Origin of the sequence: Bacillus sp. SIMBA_074 (assembly GCF_046534555.1) — a bacterium.
In the GTDB taxonomy this organism is placed as follows: domain Bacteria; phylum Bacillota; class Bacilli; order Bacillales; family Bacillaceae_G; genus Bacillus_A; species Bacillus_A mycoides.
This window is the reverse complement of the sequence record NZ_JAWRYM010000002.1, coordinates 381300-401442: the sequence shown is the minus strand read 5'-3', so window position 1 is coordinate 401442 and position 20143 is coordinate 381300. Positions and strand designations below refer to the sequence as shown.

Here is a 20143-nt window from a genome sequence, read left to right as displayed (position 1 = left end):
GCCTAACAATAAGATAGATACAGTGTTATCTACATACGTTGCGCTTTGCAACGGTGATTATATAACAACGAAGTAGAAGGGAGTATTTTCATGACTAAGTATATTTTTGTAACAGGCGGTGTAGTATCGTCTTTAGGTAAAGGTATTACAGCAGCATCTCTTGGAAGACTTTTAAAGAATCGTGGTTTAAACGTAACTATTCAAAAGTTTGATCCATACATTAACGTAGACCCAGGGACTATGAGCCCCTACCAACACGGTGAGGTATTCGTAACAGATGATGGTGCAGAAACGGACTTAGACCTAGGTCACTATGAGCGTTTTATCGACATCAACTTAAACAAATACAGCAACGTAACAACAGGTAAAATTTACTCTTCAGTTCTTCAAAAAGAGCGCCGTGGTGAATATTTAGGAGGAACAGTTCAAGTTATTCCTCACATTACTAACGAAATTAAAGAACGTGTATATCGTTCTGGTCGCGAAACAAATGCCGACGTTGTTATTACAGAAATCGGTGGAACTGTTGGTGATATCGAGTCTTTACCATTCTTAGAAGCAATTCGTCAAATTAAGAGCGACATCGGTCGTGACAATGTAATGTACATTCACTGTACGTTAATCCCGTACTTAAAAGCAGCGGGTGAAATGAAAACAAAACCAACGCAACATAGCGTTAAAGAGCTTCGCAGCTTAGGTATTCAACCAAATATTATCGTTGTTCGTACAGAACTACCTGTTTCTCAGGACATGAAAGACAAGCTTGCATTATTCTGTGACATCGATACAAAAGCAGTTATCGAAGCACGCGATGCAGATACTTTATATGCGGTTCCATTATCTCTTCAAGAACAAAACATGGACCAAATCGTTTGTGATCACTTGAAGTTAGACAATCCAGCTGCAGATATGACAGATTGGACTGCGCTAGTTAATAAAGTACGTAACCTTTCTAAGAAAACAAAAATCGCTCTTGTTGGTAAATACGTAGAGCTTCAAGATGCATACATTTCTGTTGTAGAAGCGCTTCGTCATGCAGGTTATTCATTCGACACAGATGTAGAAGTGAAATGGGTAAATGCTGAGCACGTAACAGCAGAGAACGTAAAAGAATTAGTTGGCGACACAGATGGTATCCTTGTACCAGGTGGCTTCGGCGATCGTGGTGTAGAAGGTAAAATCGTTGCAATTCAATATGCTCGTGAAAACAAAGTTCCATTCTTAGGAATTTGCCTAGGTATGCAACTTGCATCAATCGAATTCGCACGTAACGTATTAGGATTAGAAGGGGCTAACTCTTCCGAAATTAATCCTGACACACCTTATGCAATCATCGATTTATTACCAGAACAAAAAGATGTAGAAGATTTAGGTGGTACACTTCGCCTTGGTCTATATCCATGTAAGCTTGCTGAAGAAACAAATGCTTACAATGCTTACAATGAGCCGGTTGTATATGAGCGTCATCGTCATCGTTATGAGTTCAACAATCAATTCCGTCCAGATATGGAAAAAGCAGGATTTGTATTCTCTGGTACAAGCCCAGACGGTCGTCTAGTGGAAATTATTGAATTACAAGATCACCCTTGGTTCGTGGCAGCACAGTTCCATCCAGAACTTGTATCTCGTCCAAACCGTCCACAACCATTGTTCCATGACTTCGTAAGTGCTTCTATTACGAATAAAGAGAGCAAGTAATAAAAAAAAGCGCCTGAAATAGGGCGCTTTTTTTAATATTCGTTTAACATTTCATCAATTGTAAATTTCAATCCGTGATAAGCAAATAAAGCTATAATTAAACTTGGGAACCCATAGCGGTTACCTTCATCATCTGGAATAAGACCTTTTAACAGCTTTGTATCAATATGTACATCTGTATATTGTTCCAGTGATTCAACACCTTCTTGAATAGCCGAGATTCCAACGATAGATTGGCCTTCTGCATGAAGTTTTTTCGCGGTTTTTATAATTTCTTCATCTGTCGAAAAACGACTAATAAGAAGTACGCGGTCCGCAGAAGTCACTGCCGCCGGTTCACCGTTTTCTATTAAACGTTTTGCTTGTTTCATTGGTTCGGCGCCAAATAATGCTTCTGAAACAATACCTTCCATTTCGTTTGTACCATGCAAGTAAATGAAGCCATCGCCAACTAACGCCTGGGCAAGTAGACGAGCGCTATCTTCTATATTCATTTCCTCTTTTTGAGAAATTTTGGAGAAATATCCACTTAATTGAGTCGAGAAAATTTTTAACATGTTGTTGCTCCTTTCTTTCGTGTTAGCTGGTTCTCATTATAGCTTATTTTTTTTGGAAAGGGGAAATAGTAGGGTGGCATAACAAAATAGGAAACGGTAAAATAAGAAAGAATAGGAAGGGATTTGGCAAAGAGTAGCGAAAATAAACCGATAAGATATAAGAAGCTTTAAATCTTGTACTTACACAGAAAGGTTGGGAGTTATGGAAGGGAAAATTTTAATCGTTGATGATCAATATGGCATTCGTGTTTTATTGCATGAAGTGTTCCAAAAAGAAGGTTATCAGACGTTCCAAGCAGCGAATGGATTTCAAGCTTTAGATATCGTGAAAAAAGATAATCCGGATTTAGTAGTGTTAGATATGAAAATCCCAGGTATGGATGGTATAGAGATTTTAAAACATGTAAAAGAAATTGATGAGAGTATTAAAGTGATTTTAATGACTGCTTATGGAGAATTGGATATGATTCAAGAAGCGAAAGATTTAGGAGCTTTAATGCACTTTGCTAAACCGTTTGATATTGATGAGATTCGTCAAGCAGTGAGAGATCAGCTTGCTGTAGAGGCGTAAAAAATGAATTTTTTATAAAAAATATGGAAAAAAGCGTTTACATGGACTATTGAGCAGGTGAATACAGTTGAGTTTTTGAGTACAAGTTGTTATCCTATTGAGTGTAGAAAGAAGTCCGGTATGTAAATATACATATTTTACCTTATTCTGGTCATACTACCAGCGATAAGAATTTATCGGATACAAAAAACGTTTTTTAGGAGGATTCACCATGCCTTTAGTTTCTATGAAAGAAATGCTAAACACAGCACTAGAAGGAAAATACGCAGTTGGTCAATTCAACATGAACAACTTAGAGTGGACTCAAGCTATCTTAGCTGCTGCGGAAGAAGAAAAATCTCCTGTAATCTTAGGTGTATCTGAGGGTGCAGCTCGTCATATGACTGGTTTCAAAACAGTTGTAGCTATGGTTAAAGCTTTAATCGAAGAAATGAACATTTCTGTTCCTGTAGCGATTCACCTTGACCATGGTTCAAGCTTCGAAAAATGTAAAGAAGCAATTGATGCAGGTTTCACATCTGTAATGATCGACGCTTCTCACCACCCATTCGATGAAAACGTTGAAACTACTAAAAAAGTGGTAGAATACGCACACGCTCGTAACGTATCTGTTGAAGCTGAGCTTGGAACAGTTGGCGGACAAGAAGACGACATCATCGCTGAAGGCGTAATTTACGCTGATCCAGCAGAGTGTAAGCACCTTGTTGAAGCAACAGGTATCGATTGCCTAGCTCCAGCTCTAGGTTCTGTACACGGTCCTTACAAAGGTGAGCCTAACTTAGGATTCGCTGAAATGGAACAAGTTCGTGACTTCACTGGCGTACCTTTAGTATTACACGGTGGTACTGGTATCCCAACTGCTGATATCGTAAAAGCTATTTCTCTAGGTACTTCAAAAATTAACGTAAACACTGAGAACCAAATTGAGTTTACAAAAGCTGTTCGTGAAGCATTAAACAAAGACCAAGAAGTTTACGATCCTCGTAAATATATTGGACCTGGCCGCGACGCTATCAAAGCAACTGTTGCTGGTAAAATGCGTGAGTTCGGTTCTAACGGTAAGGCGTAAGAATAAAATTCCGTTTTGGAAACCGTCTAGTCTTTTAGACGGTTTCCTTTCGTTGTATAATGAAAGCGCGAACAAGTCTAAAGATTTTATAAAGTGAATTTTTGGTTTGCAAATATAGAAAATAATGTGCATAGTCCTATTAATAAATGTGGTAAGTATCTGAATTGAGTAATTTGATTCGATGAATAGTTAATCTTCATCTATTTGTACAGCAGGGGAGCTACAGGTGATGGTTTTCTACTTATTGAGTTTCGGGATGGAAAGAGTGATTGAGATTCTTAAGGGGGAATCTTCTACTTCTTATAAAGAAGTAGAAGATAAATACATTCACAAGAAGGGAGCTCAATATGGAAAAGTTGCTAATTGAAGGCGGAAGAGCTTTAAATGGAACAATTCGTGTGAGTGGTGCAAAGAACAGTGCTGTTGCACTAATTCCAGCGACAATTTTAGCAGATACTCCAGTAACTATTGGCGGTGTTCCTAATATTTCGGACGTGAAAATGTTAGGAGACTTACTAGAGGAAATTGGAGGGAAAGTAACTTATGGGCAGGAAGAAGAGATGGTAGTCGATCCTTCTAACATGGTTGCGATGCCTTTACCAAATGGAAAAGTGAAAAAATTGCGCGCCTCTTATTATTTAATGGGTGCAATGCTTGGCCGTTTTAAAAAAGCTGTTATTGGGCTTCCAGGTGGATGTCATTTAGGGCCACGACCGATTGATCAGCATATTAAAGGGTTTGAAGCGTTAGGGGCATATGTTACAAATGAACAAGGTGCCATTTATTTAAGAGCAGACGAACTACGTGGGGCACGTATTTATTTAGATGTTGTTAGTGTAGGAGCTACAATTAATATTATGCTAGCGGCTGTACGAGCGAAAGGTAGAACTGTTATTGAAAATGCAGCGAAAGAACCAGAGATTATTGATGTAGCTACATTGTTAACGAGTATGGGAGCACGTATTAAAGGTGCTGGTACAGACGTAATCCGAATTGATGGTGTGGATTCACTGCACGGTTGTCACCACACTATTATTCCAGACCGTATTGAAGCTGGTACGTATATGATTTTAGGAGCAGCATCAGGAGGAGAAGTAACAGTTGATAATGTTATTCCTCAGCATTTAGAATCCGTTACTGCGAAGCTAAGAGAAGCTGGTGTTCAAATTGAAACGAACGATGACCAAATTACAGTGAACGGCAATAGAAGGTTAAAAGTAGTTGATGTAAAAACGCTTGTATATCCAGGGTTTCCAACGGATTTACAACAGCCGTTTACAACGCTTTTAACAAAAGCGCATGGAACAGGAGTTGTAACTGATACAATTTACAGCGCACGTTTCAAGCATATTGATGAATTGCGCCGTATGAACGCGCAAATTAAAGTAGAAGGCCGTTCAGCAATTGTGACTGGACCGGTTTTATTGCAAGGTGCGAAGGTGAAAGCGAGTGACCTCCGAGCTGGTGCGTCCCTTGTTATTGCGGGTTTAATGGCAGATGGCATTACAGAAGTAACGGGACTTGATCATATTGATCGAGGTTACGAAAATATAGTAGACAAGCTTAAAGGGCTTGGTGCAAACATTTGGCGAGAACAAATGACAAAGCAAGAAATTGAAGAAATGAAGAATGCATAAAGTGAAACTTTAATCAGTATGGGGTATCCCACGCCGATTATTAACCCTCACCAATCGGGATAAGGTGGTGATACTTCCGTTAATGGGGAGCGAAGAATCACTACTAACGGAAGTACACTTTATAGAAAAACAAGGTTCACAAAATACGGCAGAAATATAAAGACTTAAAGGAGAGGGATTATCGTGGAAAGAAGTTTATCTATGGAGTTAGTACGTGTAACAGAGGCTGCAGCATTATCATCAGCGCGTTGGATGGGGCGCGGAAAAAAAGATGAGGCAGATGGTGCAGCAACATCAGCTATGCGTGATGTATTTGATACAATTCCGATGAAAGGTACAGTTGTAATTGGCGAAGGTGAAATGGATGAAGCGCCAATGCTATATATCGGAGAAAAATTGGGTACAGGATATGGACCACGCGTAGACGTTGCAGTTGATCCTTTAGAAGGGACAAATATCGTAGCGGCTGGCGGCTGGAATGCGCTTGCTGTTATTGCAATTGCAGATCACGGCAATTTGTTACATGCTCCTGACATGTACATGGATAAAATAGCGGTTGGTCCAGAAGCAGTTGGTGCAGTTGATATTGACGCACCTATTATCGACAACTTACGTGCAGTTGCGAAAGCGAAAAATAAAGATATCGAAGATGTTGTAGCGACAGTTTTAAACCGTCCACGTCATCAAGCAATTATCGAAGAAATTCGTAAAGCTGGTGCTCGTATTAAATTAATTAACGATGGAGATGTAGCTGGAGCAATCAATACAGCATTTGACCGTACTGGTGTAGATATTCTATTCGGTTCTGGTGGAGCACCTGAAGGTGTATTAGCTGCGGTCGCATTAAAATGCTTAGGTGGAGAAATTCACGGGAAGCTCTTACCTCAAAACGAAGCTGAACTAGCTCGTTGTAAAAGAATGGGTATTGAAGATATCAATCGTATCCTTCGTATGGAAGACTTAGTAAAAGGTGACGATGCAATCTTTGCAGCAACAGGTGTAACAGACGGAGAACTATTACGAGGCGTTCAATTTAAAGGTAGCGTCGGAACAACACAATCCCTTGTTATGCGTGCAAAATCAGGCACAGTACGCTTCGTAGACGGCCGCCATAGCTTAAATAAAAAACCGAATTTGGTTATTAAATAAAAAGCGGAGGTGGCTCGTTTAGAAGGGGAAGGCATTGGAGCTCCTGACGAAGAGGCGTTTTTTGCCTCGCAGGAAGGGGTGAAGTGGCTGACCCTTCTAGCCACCGGAGCTGGATTAAATAAAAAGCGTAAGCGGCTCGTTTAGAATCGCAGGACACTTTAAGCTCTCGACCTTGAAGCGCTCTTTGCTTCGAGTGAGAGAGCGAAATGACCGGAGATTCTAGCTGCTGAAGCTGGATTAAGTAAAAAGTGCAAGCAGCTCGTTCAGAATGGGAGGGGGATGGAGCTCCTGACGAAGAGGCGCTTTTTGCCTCGCAGGAAGAAGCGAAACCACCGGAGATTCTAGCTGCTGAAGCTGGATTAAATAAAAGCAGAAATGCCTTATCTATTCTGCCTTAAAATCAGGTGAGTAGAAAAAAGAAAGAAATATGAAAAGGCGAAGACAAATTTTCTTGTCTTCGCTTCTTGTATTTGTGTTTCAACGTATTGATTAAAACTAGATAAAAGGGTTACAATAGTGAATATTATCCTACTTGAACTTATTGCCTTTCATTATTATTTATTTGCCTTCCGTATTTTTCCCTTTACCCATGTGAAAAGAGAATAAAGTTAAAGTGTGGTGTCTGAATGAATTTGTCAATTGCAGCATTAGAAAACATGAAATTAAAAGAGTTATACGAGCTTGCGAAGGAATTTAAGATTTCGTATTACAGCAAGTTAACGAAAAAAGAGCTAATCTTCTCTATCTTAAAAGCTCGAGCAGAAAAAGAAGGTTTCTTTTTCATGGAAGGCGTATTAGAAATTATTCAATCAGAAGGATTTGGATTCTTACGTCCTATCAATTATTCTCCAAGCTCAGAAGATATTTATATCTCGGCTTCGCAAATTCGTCGTTTCGATTTACGTAATGGAGATAAGGTTTCTGGTAAAGTACGACCTCCGAAAGAAAATGAGCGCTATTTTGGATTGCTACAAGTTGAAGCTGTAAATGGAGATGATCCAGACTCAGCAAAAGAGCGTGTACATTTCCCTGCATTAACACCGTTATACCCAGATCGCCAAATGAAATTGGAGACGGAAACGAAAAAGTTACCGACACGCATCATGGATTTAATCGCACCAGTTGGATTTGGACAACGTGGTTTAATTGTTGCGCCTCCAAAGGCTGGTAAAACAAGTCTGTTAAAAGAAATTGCACACAGTGTCACAACAAATCATCCGGAAGCAGAATTAATTGTACTTTTAATTGATGAGCGTCCAGAGGAAGTAACAGATATTGAACGTTCTGTTAAAGGTGATGTTGTAAGTTCTACTTTTGATGAAGTGCCAGAGAATCATATTAAAGTAGCGGAGCTTGTATTAGAGCGTGCAATGCGTCTTGTAGAACATAAAAGGGACGTTGTCATTTTAATGGATAGTATTACCCGTTTAGCGCGTGCTTACAACCTTGTTATTCCGCCAAGTGGTAGAACCTTATCGGGTGGTATTGATCCTGCTGCTTTTCATAGACCGAAGCGTTTCTTTGGGGCTGCGCGTAATATCGAAGAGGGCGGTAGCCTAACGATTTTAGCAACAGCGCTTGTTGATACAGGGTCTCGTATGGATGATGTAATTTACGAGGAGTTTAAAGGAACTGGAAATATGGAACTTCACTTAGATCGCTCATTAGCTGAGCGCCGTATCTTCCCAGCGATTGATATTCGTCGCTCTGGTACGCGTAAAGAAGACCTATTAATTCCGAAAGAACATTTAGACAAGCTGTGGGGTATTCGTAAAACAATGCGTGATACACCAGACTTTGTTGAAGGCTTCTTACGTAAACTTCGTCAAACAAAGACAAATGAAGAATTTTTACAAAACATTGTTGCAGACTCAAAAAGGTATGTAACCACTAAGTAAAGGGAAAAGATGGGGACTCGCTTATTTCGTAGTAAGCGAGTTTTTTATGTTTTTAAGGGAATGTTAGAGAGAGTAATATATGGAAAAAATTTGTTTTTTAAGATGGAAATCATATTTGGATTGAGAGCTTGAAGTGCCCTACGATTCTGGGCGAGCCGCTTGCGCTTTAAGGTGTATCTAGTTCCATCTCCAGCGGCTAGAATGGTCGGTGGCTTCGCGTCTTCCTACGAGGCAAAAAGCGCCTCTTGGTCGAGAGCTTGAAGTGATCTGCGATTCTAAACGAGCCGCTTGTGCTTTTAGGTATTATCCAGCTCCAACGGCTAGAATCTCCGGCCATTTCGCTCTCTCGGTCGAAGCAAAAAGCGCTTCTTGGTCGAGAGCTTGAAGTGACCTGGATTCTGAACGAGCCGCTTGTGCTTTTAATTTTTAAAAAGACAAAAACAGGTAGTTGCAAAATGGAGTTAGCCTTGTTATAATTTCATCATATGTGTTTCATCAATATAGTTGTGTAAGCAGCTGAAGATGAAAAACTCTGTTTCGAAAATGATTCAGGGCGGAAGGAGATGAAAAGAATGAAAGCAGGAATCCATCCAAATTACAATAAAGTTGTATTTATGGACACGAACACTGGCTTCAAATTCTTAAGCGGGTCTACAAAAGGCTCTAGCGAAACTGTTGAGTGGGAAGATGGTAACACTTATCCATTACTAAAAATTGAGATCAGTTCTGATTCTCACCCATTCTACACTGGACGTCAGAAGTTTGCTACTGCAGACGGACGTGTTGACCGCTTCAATAAGAAATACGGCATCAAGTAATAAAGAACATAAAACAGGCAAGTGTATGTATTCGCTTGTCTGTTTTTTTTGCAAAAATATTAAACCTTTACCCTACTTTGGATTAGGAAAGTAGATGAAAGGAGAGCTCAATGTACTTAATGAATCAAAATGGTTGGATTGAAGTGATTTGCGGGAGTATGTTTTCTGGGAAATCAGAAGAGCTCATCCGCCGTATACGCCGTACACAATTTGCGAAACAACATGCGATTGTATTTAAACCATGTATTGATAATCGTTATAGTGAAGAAGATGTTGTATCACATAATGGATTAAAGGTTAAAGCAGTTCCTGTTTCAGCTTCAAAAGATATATTTAACCATGTAACAGAAGAAATGGATGTTATTGCAATCGATGAGGTACAATTTTTTGATGGGGACATTGTGGAAGTGGTGCAAGTATTGGCAAATCGTGGCTATCGTGTCATTGTAGCTGGATTAGACCAAGATTTCCGTGGTCTACCATTTGGACAAGTTCCTCAGCTGATGGCGATTGCTGAACATGTAACTAAATTGCAGGCAGTTTGTTCTGAATGTGGATCTCCTGCAAGTCGTACGCAACGTTTAATCGATGGAGAACCAGCGGCATTTGATGATCCAATTATTTTAGTTGGGGCTTCAGAATCGTATGAACCACGTTGTCGTCATTGTCATGCAGTACCTACAAAACAAAGATAAGTGAAACTCGCTATGTAGAGCGGGTTTTTTTCGAAAATAGATGAAGATTGGTGGCAAGCTCTTCGTGTCTAAGAACCGCCGCTACTCAAGGTGAAAAGCACCTTTTGTGCGAGAGAACCTTAGCCAGTCAGAGCTGAGCGAGCCGCTTGCGCTTTAAATATTATCTAGCTCCAGCGGCTAGAATGGTCGGTGGTTTCGCTTCTTCCTGCGAGGCAAAGAGCGCCTCTCTGTCAGAAGCTCCAACCTCCTCCCATTCTGAGCGAGCCGCTTGCGCTTTAAATATTATCTAGCTCCAGCGGCTAGAATGGTCGGTGGTTTCGCTTCTTCCTGCGAGGCAAAGAGCGCCTCTCTGTCAGAAGCTCCAACCTCCTCCCATTCTGAGCGAGCCGCTTGCGCTTTAAATATTATCTAGCTCCAGCGGCTAGAATCTCCGGCCATTTCACTCCCTCGCTCGAAGCAAAAAGCGCTTCAAGGTCGAGAGTTCCAATGTCCTGCGATCCTGAGCAAGCCGCTTGCGCTTTTAAATATAATTTGCGTTTTTTTGATTAAGTACCATATACTATTTGTATTAGATACTAGGATGTAGAGGTGAATGGTGTGTTAGATCGTTTGCAAGCTGTAGAAGATCGTTATGAGAAGTTGAATGAGTTGTTAAGTGACCCAGAGGTTATTAGCGATACAAATAAGCTTCGTGAGTATTCAAAAGAGCAATCTGATATTCAGGACACGGTAGAGGTGTACCGTGAGTATAAAGATGTTCGTGAGCAATTACGAGATGCAAAAGCAATGTTAGAAGATAAGTTAGACGCTGATATGCGTGATATGGTAAAAGAAGAGGTTTCTGAATTAGAAGGACAAGAGAAAACATTATCAGAACGTCTGAAAATTTTACTTGTTCCAAAAGACCCTAATGATGATAAAAACGTTATCGTTGAGGTTCGTGGCGCTGCTGGTGGTGACGAGGCAGCTTTATTTGCTGGTGATTTATATCGTATGTATAGCCGTTATGCTGAGGTGCAAGGTTGGAAAACTGAAATTATCGAAGCAAGCTATACAGAGTTAGGTGGATATAAAGAGATTATCTTTATGATTAATGGTAAAGGTGCTTTCGCGAAGCTGAAATTCGAGAATGGTGCTCACCGTGTGCAACGTGTTCCTGAAACGGAATCTGGCGGACGTATTCATACATCTACAGCAACTGTAGCTGTACTACCAGAGGCAGAAGAAGTAGAAATTAATATTCATGAAAAAGATGTTCGTGTTGATACGTTTGCTTCTAGTGGTCCTGGTGGACAAAGCGTTAATACAACGATGTCAGCGGTACGTTTAACGCATTTACCGACTGGTGTAGTTGTATCTTGTCAGGATGAGAAATCACAAATTAAGAATAAAGAAAAAGCGATGAAAGTATTACGCGCACGTGTTTATGATAAATTTAGACAAGAAGCGCAAGCTGAGTATGATCAAAACCGTAAACAAGCTGTTGGTACGGGAGATCGTTCAGAGCGTATTCGTACGTATAACTTCCCGCAAAACCGTGTTACAGACCATCGAATCGGTTTAACGATTCAAAAGCTAGATCAAATCCTACAAGGTAAGTTAGATGATTTCATCAATGCCTTAGTGATGGAAGATCAGGCGCAAAAGATGGAGGCAGCTGAGTAATGCGTGTCTATGAAGCCCTGAAATGGGCTTCTTCTTTTTTACAGGAAAATGGACGAGATGAAAATGCGGGAGAAGTTGTCCTTTGTCATGTATTAAAGACGAACAGAACCGGAATGCTCATGAATATGCGTGAAGAAATAACTGCGGAACAAGAGAAAAGTTTTGCACAATTTATCCACAAGCATGTGGAAGGTATTCCAATCCAATATATGCTCGGTTATGAAATGTTTTATGGCCGATCATTCTTTGTAAATGAAGAGGTATTGATACCAAGACCGGAAACAGAGGAACTTATAGTTGGAGTGCTAGAGAGAATTGAGCGCCATTTCGGTAATGAGGAGCTTCACATAGCGGATATTGGAACAGGTAGTGGAGCGATTTCTATTACGCTCGCTTTAGAAAATAAAAATCTTCATGTGTATACAGTAGATATCGCACAGGAGTCGATTGAAGTTGCAAAAGAAAATGCAAAAACTTTAGGGGCGGATGTAACTTTCTATCACGGCGATTTACTGTCTCCGTTTTATGAAACAGGTCAGAAGTTAGATGTTGTTGTTTCCAATCCTCCGTATATACCAGAGGAAGATTGGCGTGGTCTTTCTACTGTTGTGAAGGAGCATGAGCCGAAGCGTGCGCTTGTTGGTGGGGAAGATGGACTAGATTTCTATCGTCGTTTTATGGAGGAATTGCCGAATGTATTACAGAACAAGGCGATTGTGGCGTTTGAAATTGGTGTAGGGCAAGGTGAAGATGTGAAAGCATTATTACAGCAAACTTTCCCGCGCGCTCAAGTTGAAGTTGTATTTGATATTAATGGAAAAGATCGCATGGTATTTGCAGAGATGGAGTAAGGCATAAGCCTTACTCTATTTTTTGTATGAAAAATTCGTAACTACTCAGCCATACATTTTATTTAGAATTTTGGTAAGGGGAATTATTTCAGCGAAAATACGCACCTTATTACCTATACATAGCCAGTTACTCTCGCCAATTAAAAAAATGCTTTTCTATCGGTTTTTTATATAGATTTTGAATTTAATAGTTTAGAAAGATGAAAGTCTGTCCACACTGTTTCTAGAGGGGACGGTGGAGGAAATGAAAAAACAAGTTATTGCTTACTTTCTTTTATTATTAATTGGTGCACAGTTACTTGTGCAGTTTGGATATATGAAAGCTGATGCAAAAGGGCCTACTGTTATTCCGAAAGAGGCCGTTCGATTACGTATTTTAGCTAATAGTGATTCCGATAAAGATCAGGCGTTAAAGCGTAAAGTACGCGATGAAGTAAAAGCGCAAATTGATGGATGGGTAGCGGATTTAACGTCATTTGAAGAAGCTCGAAAAGTAATTCAAAATCATATTCCTGAAATTGAAAAGACAGTGGCAAATACACTGGAAAGAGAAGGAAGTAAAGAGGCGTTTCAAGTGAAATTCGGTAAGAATGTGAAATTTCCTACAAAGGTATATGGGAATTTTATTTATCCGGCAGGAGAATATGAAGCGGTACTTATTACAATTGGAAAAGGTGAAGGTGCAAACTGGTGGTGTGTATTATTTCCACCGATGTGTTTCTTAGATTTTTCAAGTGGTACAGCTGTAAGGAAAGAAGAACATGTTGTGAAAGCTGAATCTCCTGAAGAGGAGCAGGTGAGACAATCAGATGAGGAAGTAGTGGATGTACCGGAGAAGAAAGAGGATAAGGTGAAAGAAAAGAAAGTAGTAAAGCCGGAAAAAGCTGAAAAAGTAACAGCACAGGAAAAGAAAGTAGTAAAACACGAAACACAAGTAGAAGAACAGCCTGTAAAAAAAGTAGAAACAAAAACTGTGGAAAAAGTGGAGAAACCTGTGGAGCAAAAACAAGAAAAGAAAAATGAGTATGTAACAGTAGAAGAGGAAGAGAAACCAGAGGTTAAATTATTTATCGTCGAAGCTTTTACATCTTTATTCTCTAAATAGTGCTATTAATAAATCCTTCCTCATATATATCAATGAGGAGGGATTTACTATGAAGAACGTGTATTTTGCTACGAAAGCAGATGTAGAAAGATTACATTCTTTTTTCGGACAAGCTAATAAAAAAGATGATAAAATAAATGAGTTGTACGCACAATTTATGATCTTGGAAGAGGCGGGAGAAATACGAGCGGTAATTGGATATGAACAAAGTGGAGAAAATGCACTTATCCGTTCTTGTTTATTCACACCTAATGTGGATAAACAGACTTTCTTATATTTTTTCGAGATGTTTTTGCAGTATATGAAAGAAAAAGATATTCGACAATTGTACTTACTCACAAATCATCCACAATCTGTGACCATCTTTCAGTTTTTTAACTTTGTCATTATAGAGAAAGAGGAAGTGCCAGAGGAAATTCGACAGTTAGAACACTTTTGTAAAAATATAAAAGAGCTAAATGCAATAATACTAAATTGTCAGCTATTCACAAAGTTATCCACGGATTAACAAGGTTTATCCACATTTTGTGGATAAACCTTGTTTGTCTTTTGGATAAATCTCATAGTAAACTAAAAATAGACAAGTATTTCATGGTAGAAAAGGACGTGGGAAAAAATGCATACAAATATGTGGGTTGTGGATAATGTTGTGGAAAGAAAAAAATATTATCCACAATTAAAAGAAGCAGCGAGATTATTAAGAGAAAATGAAGCGGTGGCCTTCCCAACGGAAACGGTATATGGGTTAGGAGCAAATGCAATGGATGATGAAGCGATAGCGAAAATTTTTGAAGCGAAAGGGAGACCGAGCGATAATCCACTGATTGTCCACATAGGAACAAAATCTCAGTTAGATGGTATCGTAAGAGAAATTCCGCCGGTTGCAGAAAAGTTAATGGAGCATTTTTGGCCAGGACCATTAACAATCATTTTACCGAGAAAAAAAGGGATTTCAGAGAGGGTTACGGCAGGACTTAATACAGTCGGAGTGAGGATGCCAGATCATCCAGTAGCGCTCGCCCTTATTGAAGAGGCAAACGTGCCTGTTGCGGCACCGAGTGCGAATCGTTCAGGACGCCCAAGTCCAACGTTAGCTTCTCATGTGTATGAAGATTTAAATGGGAAAATTGCTGGTATTGTTGATGGCGGGGCAACAGGAGTAGGCGTTGAATCAACTGTAATTGATTGTACGAGCGAGGTTCCGACGATTTTACGTCCAGGTGGGATTACGAAGGAGCAATTAGAGGCCGTGATAGGAAATGTTTCTTTAGATCCAGCTTTAAAGGATGAGAAAGAAAAACCGAAATCACCTGGAATGAAATATACACATTATGCACCGAAAGCGCCACTTAGTATTGTTGAAGGGTCCCGTGAGTTTATTCAACGTATTGTGGATGAGAAAAAGAAAGAAGGATTTAAAGTAGGTGTATTAACGACAGAAGAGTATCAGCATGTGTATAGTGCAGATGTTGTATTGTCTTGTGGTGTGCGAAGCGATTTAGCCAGCGTTGCGACTAAGTTATATGATGTGCTTAGAACGTTTGATGCAAGTGAAGTAGATGTTATTTTTAGTGAATCATTCCCGAATGAAGGCATAGGAAATGCAATTATGAATCGTTTAACAAAAGCTGCGGGACATCAGATTATTATTGAATGATAATGTACCTTTAGCAAACAGAATATTTCTCCTCGGATAAGCATATTGTGAAGTAGCACGTCCGAGGGGGGATATGAATGACACTTGAACAATTAATACCTTTAATAATTATGGCATTTGCCCTGGGGATGGATGCATTTTCAGTGAGCCTCGGTATGGGGATGGTAACATTAAAGTTAAGACAAATCCTTTATATAGGTATGACGATTGGAATATTTCATATTATTATGCCATTTATCGGAATGGTACTAGGACGTTTTCTATCAGAGAGGTATGGGGATGTCGCAAATTTTGCAGGAGCTATTTTATTAATTGGGCTAGGGTTCTATATCGTATATTCGTCTATTTTAGAAGGGGAAGAGACTAGAACTGCTCCAATTGGAATTAGTTTATTTGTATTTGCATTTGGTGTCAGTATAGATAGTTTTTCAGTAGGTCTTAGTCTTGGAATTTACGGAGCAGAGACAATTATTACGATATTATTGTTCGGACTAATAAGTATGTTACTGGCTTGGATGGGTTTATTGCTTGGTAGCCATGCCAAAAATATACTTGGCACATACGGTGAAATAGTAGGTGGTATTATTCTTGTTGGGTTTGGATTGTATCTCCTTTTTCCTATATAATTTTATGTAGGAGGGAATTATGAACAAGCTATTGGAATGGTATGTTAAGCTTTTAACCTTCTTTCCTCGATGGCTAAGAAGACTTATAATATTGGGTGTTATTTTGCAAATTTCGATGTTAGGTTGGATTAAGTTAATTCGTGAATGGTGAGATAGTTCCTTTCTGTGCATAGTTTCGTTTGTACTATATTGATCACACTAAAAAATTAGAAATATAGAAAGGATGAGATGAATGACGAGATTGAAGCAAGTTTTTGGTATTATTATTAGTTTTTTTGTTTTTTGGTTCAGTATGCTCGGTGTACAAATGTTTGCTGAGTTTTTAGATATTGAGTCATTGAAGTTTGTTGCAGGAAAATCAGAGGCGGCGCGTACTTTTTATTCTCCGTACCCGTTTTTAATTGTTTTCCTTATTACGTTACTTTCCTTATATTTCTTTGTAATAAAGCTTGGTAGATCTAAAAAAGAGAAATTCCCGGCATTAGAGGAGAAGAACGAAGAATTACGATAAAAAACCCCCCGCTTTCAGCGGGGGGTTATGTTTAGGTGATGGAAGTGAACGGGCCCCTTGCGCTTTTAGGGGATATATCCAGTTCCAGTGGCCAGCTTCACCTCCTAGGCCCTTGAGTCTAAGAACCTTCCCCACGAGAAGATAAAAAGCATCTTCTGTGAGGAAGAATCTTAGCCACCGGGTCTGGGCAGTCGGTTCCGCTTTTAAATGTATCCAGCTCCAGCGGCTAGAATGGTCGGTGGCTTCGCGCCTTCCTGCGAGGCAAAAAGCGCCTTTAGGACGAAAGAACCTTAGCTGGTCAGAGCTGAACGAGTCGCCTCCACTTTTAGATAGGCCTCACTAATTCAAATTGTTCTCCTAGTTTTGCATAGTTGTGTCCTGCTAGGCGGCTTATTGGTTTTAGTTCTTCGGCGTGAATTCGACCGTTTTCGTATAAGTGTTCAGCGACGTGAAAGCGAACGACGCGGCCGATTAGTAGGTCACAAGCTGGCGAGTCTTCGGTTCCGCCGAGTGGGATAGCGCGTTCTAATATGCACTCCATTCGAATGTTTGCTTCTTTAACCCCTGGTACTGAAATGACATCACTGTCAATCGGTGTTAGTTTTGCTAATTCGATTTCACTTTCATTAGGAGGGAGGTTGGCTGCTGTTTCGTTGATCGCTTCTACGTAAGATTCATCAGAAATATGTACGACAAATTCCCCTTTTTCTATTGCGTTTCTGGAAGTGTCTTTCGGTTTTCCTTCTTTGCGTTGTACGGAAACTGAGATAAGTGGTGGATTGGCAGCGACGATATTGAAATAACTATAGGGCGCACCGTTCAATACACCATCTTTAGTTACAGAAGTAACGAATGCAACAGGACGTGGAATGATACTTCCTGTTAGTAATTTGTAATTATCTTTTTCGGTTTGTTCGTTTGGATTAATGGATAACATGTTGTAATCCCCTTTCTAAATATGAATACTTATTGTTTGTTTACAAGATATCAATGGGAATCTCCTGCTGAAAATAATATTTTTTTGATGATGTGAAAAAGAGATTACCTCAATTTGAAGTAATCTCTTTTTTGGTAAATATCTCGAAATAGAGATAAATATTAAAGTAAAACGTATGCGCCAGGACCGATTAAAGCTACACCAACTGCAACGGCGATTAAAATTAAATTATATTCAAATCCGTCTTGTGTTACCCAGTAACCATTTTTTCCGTGAACAATGAAGATTGCCATTAACATTGTTCCAACGATAAATAATGAACCAATTACAGTGAAAATACCTGCTGCAAATAAGAAACCACCTAATAATTCAGTTGCGCCAGCCATAAATGCCATGAATACACCAGGGCGTAACCCGATTGATTCCATCCAGCCACCTGTTCCTTTTAAGCCATAACCGCCGAACCAACCGAATAATTTTTGAGCGCCATGACCCATGAATGTAATACCTATAATAAGACGAATAATAAGAAGACCGATATCCATCATTTAAAAAACCTCCTAAAAGTTATTAACTTATCTTATGTAAGTAATAATAAAATAGTTACTTACTTTAGTCAAGTGGATTTTGAAAAAAGTTTGAAATTAATTTTACAAATTAACAACAAAAAATAAAATGTAGTAAAGACCTCTAGACAAGTAAGTGAAAAAAAGAGAAAATATAAGTAGAAGTTAACTTCTTATTGTTATTCAGACAATCAGAATTGACTGGAATTTTGTGAGGCGCTACAATAAGAGTCTAGTAGTAATGACATGATTTATTTCGAAAGCGTTTTTACAGTATAACATTCGAAGTATGAAGTCTTACGTGTATTTCGATCTTGAATAGAGATTGCCCTATAAACTTTTAGGTAAATTATAAGGAGGACTATCCTATGTTTAAAAAATTATTCGGTTTTGGTTCAAAAACAAATGAAGAAACAATCGTAGCTCCATTAACTGGAGCAGTGAAAAATATTGAAGAAGTACCAGATCCAGTATTCGCTGGTCGTATGATGGGTGACGGTGTTGCAATCGATCCTACTGAAGGTGTAGTTGTATCTCCAGTTGATGGTGAAATCGTACAATTATTCCACACGAAACATGCTATTGGAATTAAAGCGAAAAACGGTACAGAAATTTTAATCCACGTTGGATTAGAAACTGTAAAAATGGAAGGTGAAGGTTTCGAAGCTCACGTTTCTGAAGGACAAGCTGTAAAAGCTGGAGATAAATTAATCTCATTCGACTTAGAATTAATTCGTGAAAAAGCGAAAAGCACAATTACTCCAATCGTTATTACAAACACAGATGCAGCTGAGTCTATTAAGACAACTGTAGGTGTAACAGCTACAAAAGGTTCAACAGAAGTAATGAAAGTTACAATGAAATAATTATTGTATGAAAGGAATCTATTTCGTATGAAATGGATTCCTTATTTTGTTTCGTAGTGTGTTCATTATGTATGGTAAAATACTTTGGGCACTTGGAAATAGGGTTTCACATATGTGAATAAGGCGCATTTTTCTTAGAAAAAATATAAGAGAAATGCGCCTTTCGTATATTCACATTTCTTTTGTTCTATTCTAATGTACGCTATGATGAATGGTAAGAAATTGAACAAAGGGGTGGGTTTAGATGAAACGAGTGTTATTTGTTTGCACTGGAAATACATGCCGTAGTCCGATGGCTGAGGCTTTGCTTCGTCATTATGGAGAAGGTAAATTTGAAGTGCAATCTGCTGGTGTTTTCGCCTATCCTGGAAGCGATGCGTCGGTACATGCAAAGGAAGCTTTGGCCGAAAAAGGAATTGTAATCGATCATGCCGCGCAGCAGGTAAACGATACTTTGGTTGATTGGGCGGATATTGTAGTAACAATGACGGAAAACCATAAGCAAATTGTACTTGGGCATTATCCGAGTGTTGAAAAGAAATTGGATACATTATATGGATTAACTGAAGGTGTAAGTAAGGATATTTCAGATCCATTTGGCGGATCGCTTTCTACTTATAAAGAAACGTTAGAAGAGATGGAAAAACTTGTACAAACTTTACTGAAAAAACATTCAGAAGGTTGATGTTTCGTGTATAATACGATATTGGAGATCACTTCGCTTCATTAAAGGTAGCGAGTGTGAAATGAAGATGATTGATTGAAACTTTGGAGGGGTAAAAATGAAAGTAGTAGTAGCATCTGATCACGGCGGTATGAATATCCGTAAAGAACTTGTAAGTTTATTAGAAGAGTTAAATATTGAATATATTGATTTAGGTTGTGAATGTGAAGCTGGTTCTGTTGATTACCCTGATTTTGCGTTTCCAGCAGCAGAAATGGTCGCGAATGGTGAGGTAGATCGTGGCATTTTAGTTTGCGGGACAGGCATTGGCATGTCAATCGCAGCAAACAAAGTAAATGGTATTCGTTGTGCATTAGTTCATGATACTTTCAGTGCGAAAGCGACGAGAGAGCATAATGACACTAACATGTTAGCGATGGGCGAGCGTGTAATTGGAGCTGGTCTAGCGCGTGATATCGCGAAAATTTGGCTAACAACTGACTATGAAGGTGGCCGTCACGAAAACCGCGTAGGAAAAATTAAAACGTACGAAACAAAGTAATAGATTCTAACTATAAGTAGTATGAAATATAATTTGGTGAA

23 protein-coding genes are annotated in these 20143 nt (G+C 39.2%); 20 read left to right on the top strand and 3 right to left on the bottom strand.

Going from position 1 to position 20143, the window contains the following annotated elements:
- Window positions 1-90 precede the first annotated feature (90 nt).
- Window positions 91-1698 (top strand): CTP synthase, encoded by a 1608-nt coding sequence (pyrG, locus tag SB773_RS04370; protein ID WP_002016314.1) that lies wholly within the window; start codon window positions 91-93, stop codon window positions 1696-1698.
- A 32-nt stretch (window positions 1699-1730) separates the two neighbouring features.
- On the opposite strand, the gene SB773_RS04365 is transcribed toward pyrG, so the two are convergent.
- Window positions 1731-2255, bottom strand: coding sequence for a DUF2529 domain-containing protein (locus SB773_RS04365; RefSeq protein ID WP_410588745.1), 525 nt, complete (start codon window positions 2253-2255; stop codon window positions 1731-1733).
- 202 nt (window positions 2256-2457) lie between these two features.
- Between SB773_RS04365 and spo0F the strand changes: the two genes are divergently transcribed.
- From spo0F to SB773_RS04285, 16 genes are all read left to right on the top strand, one after another.
- Window positions 2458-2826, top strand: coding sequence for a sporulation initiation phosphotransferase Spo0F (gene spo0F, locus SB773_RS04360; RefSeq protein WP_000398592.1), 369 nt, complete (start codon window positions 2458-2460; stop codon window positions 2824-2826).
- A 211-nt stretch (window positions 2827-3037) separates the two neighbouring features.
- On the top strand, window positions 3038-3895 hold the full coding sequence (locus SB773_RS04355; protein ID WP_002016312.1) for a class II fructose-bisphosphate aldolase: 858 nt from the start codon (window positions 3038-3040) through the stop codon (window positions 3893-3895).
- A gap of 347 nt (window positions 3896-4242) precedes the next feature.
- Window positions 4243-5532: a UDP-N-acetylglucosamine 1-carboxyvinyltransferase gene (murA, locus tag SB773_RS04350; RefSeq protein WP_002034893.1), complete on the top strand. Its 1290-nt coding sequence runs from the start codon at window positions 4243-4245 to the stop codon at window positions 5530-5532.
- Window positions 5533-5715: 183 nt separating this feature from the next.
- Entirely contained in the window at window positions 5716-6681 is a 966-nt protein-coding gene (glpX, locus tag SB773_RS04345; protein WP_002016310.1) for a class II fructose-bisphosphatase, read from the top strand.
- A 248-nt stretch (window positions 6682-6929) separates the two neighbouring features.
- A complete protein-coding gene (locus SB773_RS04340; protein WP_410588741.1) occupies window positions 6930-7079 on the top strand; it encodes a hypothetical protein in 150 nt (49 codons plus the stop codon).
- Window positions 7080-7307: 228 nt separating this feature from the next.
- Window positions 7308-8579 carry a transcription termination factor Rho gene (gene rho / locus SB773_RS04335; protein ID WP_002016308.1) on the top strand — a complete coding sequence of 424 codons (1272 nt, stop codon included), beginning with the start codon at window positions 7308-7310 and terminating at the stop codon, window positions 8577-8579.
- A 572-nt stretch (window positions 8580-9151) separates the two neighbouring features.
- Complete coding sequence (locus tag SB773_RS04330; protein ID WP_000643447.1) at window positions 9152-9397, top strand: type B 50S ribosomal protein L31; 246 nt, start codon at window positions 9152-9154, stop codon at window positions 9395-9397.
- 110 nt (window positions 9398-9507) lie between these two features.
- Window positions 9508-10092, top strand: coding sequence for a thymidine kinase (locus tag SB773_RS04325; protein WP_002016305.1), 585 nt, complete (start codon window positions 9508-9510; stop codon window positions 10090-10092).
- Window positions 10093-10689: 597 nt separating this feature from the next.
- Window positions 10690-11757, top strand: coding sequence for a peptide chain release factor 1 (gene prfA, locus SB773_RS04320; protein ID WP_002113060.1), 1068 nt, complete (start codon window positions 10690-10692; stop codon window positions 11755-11757).
- Window positions 11757-12608: a peptide chain release factor N(5)-glutamine methyltransferase gene (gene prmC, locus SB773_RS04315; RefSeq protein WP_410588738.1), complete on the top strand. Its 852-nt coding sequence runs from the start codon at window positions 11757-11759 to the stop codon at window positions 12606-12608. Before prfA ends, prmC begins: the two co-directional genes overlap by 1 nt.
- A 244-nt stretch (window positions 12609-12852) precedes the next feature.
- Complete coding sequence (gene spoIIR, locus SB773_RS04310) at window positions 12853-13713, top strand: stage II sporulation protein R (RefSeq protein WP_131246472.1); 861 nt, start codon at window positions 12853-12855, stop codon at window positions 13711-13713.
- Window positions 13714-13762: 49 nt separating this feature from the next.
- Window positions 13763-14221, top strand: a complete 459-nt coding sequence (locus tag SB773_RS04305; RefSeq protein WP_002016300.1) for a GNAT family N-acetyltransferase — start codon at window positions 13763-13765, stop codon at window positions 14219-14221.
- A gap of 108 nt (window positions 14222-14329) precedes the next feature.
- On the top strand, window positions 14330-15370 hold the full coding sequence (locus tag SB773_RS04300) for an L-threonylcarbamoyladenylate synthase (RefSeq protein WP_002016299.1): 1041 nt from the start codon (window positions 14330-14332) through the stop codon (window positions 15368-15370).
- A gap of 77 nt (window positions 15371-15447) precedes the next feature.
- Window positions 15448-15996, top strand: coding sequence for a manganese efflux pump MntP (locus SB773_RS04295; protein WP_002016298.1), 549 nt, complete (start codon window positions 15448-15450; stop codon window positions 15994-15996).
- A 19-nt stretch (window positions 15997-16015) separates the two neighbouring features.
- A complete protein-coding gene (locus SB773_RS04290; protein ID WP_002139014.1) occupies window positions 16016-16147 on the top strand; it encodes a hypothetical protein in 132 nt (43 codons plus the stop codon).
- An 81-nt stretch (window positions 16148-16228) separates the two neighbouring features.
- Complete coding sequence (locus tag SB773_RS04285; RefSeq protein WP_002034899.1) at window positions 16229-16507, top strand: DUF3935 domain-containing protein; 279 nt, start codon at window positions 16229-16231, stop codon at window positions 16505-16507.
- A gap of 325 nt (window positions 16508-16832) precedes the next feature.
- Here SB773_RS04285 and SB773_RS04280 read toward each other — a convergent pair whose 3' ends face one another.
- Together SB773_RS04280 and SB773_RS04275 are read right to left on the bottom strand one after the other, a co-directional pair.
- Complete coding sequence (locus SB773_RS04280) at window positions 16833-17444, bottom strand: flavin reductase family protein (protein ID WP_002034901.1); 612 nt, start codon at window positions 17442-17444, stop codon at window positions 16833-16835.
- 161 nt (window positions 17445-17605) lie between these two features.
- Window positions 17606-17992 (bottom strand): DoxX family protein, encoded by a 387-nt coding sequence (locus tag SB773_RS04275; protein ID WP_410588733.1) that lies wholly within the window; start codon window positions 17990-17992, stop codon window positions 17606-17608.
- A gap of 386 nt (window positions 17993-18378) precedes the next feature.
- Here SB773_RS04275 and SB773_RS04270 point away from each other — a divergent pair, with 386 nt between their 5' ends.
- From SB773_RS04270 to rpiB, 3 genes are all read left to right on the top strand, one after another.
- Window positions 18379-18876 carry a PTS sugar transporter subunit IIA gene (locus SB773_RS04270; RefSeq protein WP_002016294.1) on the top strand — a complete coding sequence of 166 codons (498 nt, stop codon included), beginning with the start codon at window positions 18379-18381 and terminating at the stop codon, window positions 18874-18876.
- Between the two features lie 244 nt (window positions 18877-19120).
- Window positions 19121-19561 (top strand): low molecular weight protein arginine phosphatase, encoded by a 441-nt coding sequence (locus SB773_RS04265; protein ID WP_215576716.1) that lies wholly within the window; start codon window positions 19121-19123, stop codon window positions 19559-19561.
- A 97-nt stretch (window positions 19562-19658) separates the two neighbouring features.
- Window positions 19659-20102 carry a ribose 5-phosphate isomerase B gene (rpiB, locus tag SB773_RS04260; protein ID WP_000869917.1) on the top strand — a complete coding sequence of 148 codons (444 nt, stop codon included), beginning with the start codon at window positions 19659-19661 and terminating at the stop codon, window positions 20100-20102.
- Window positions 20103-20143: the final 41 nt, after the last annotated feature.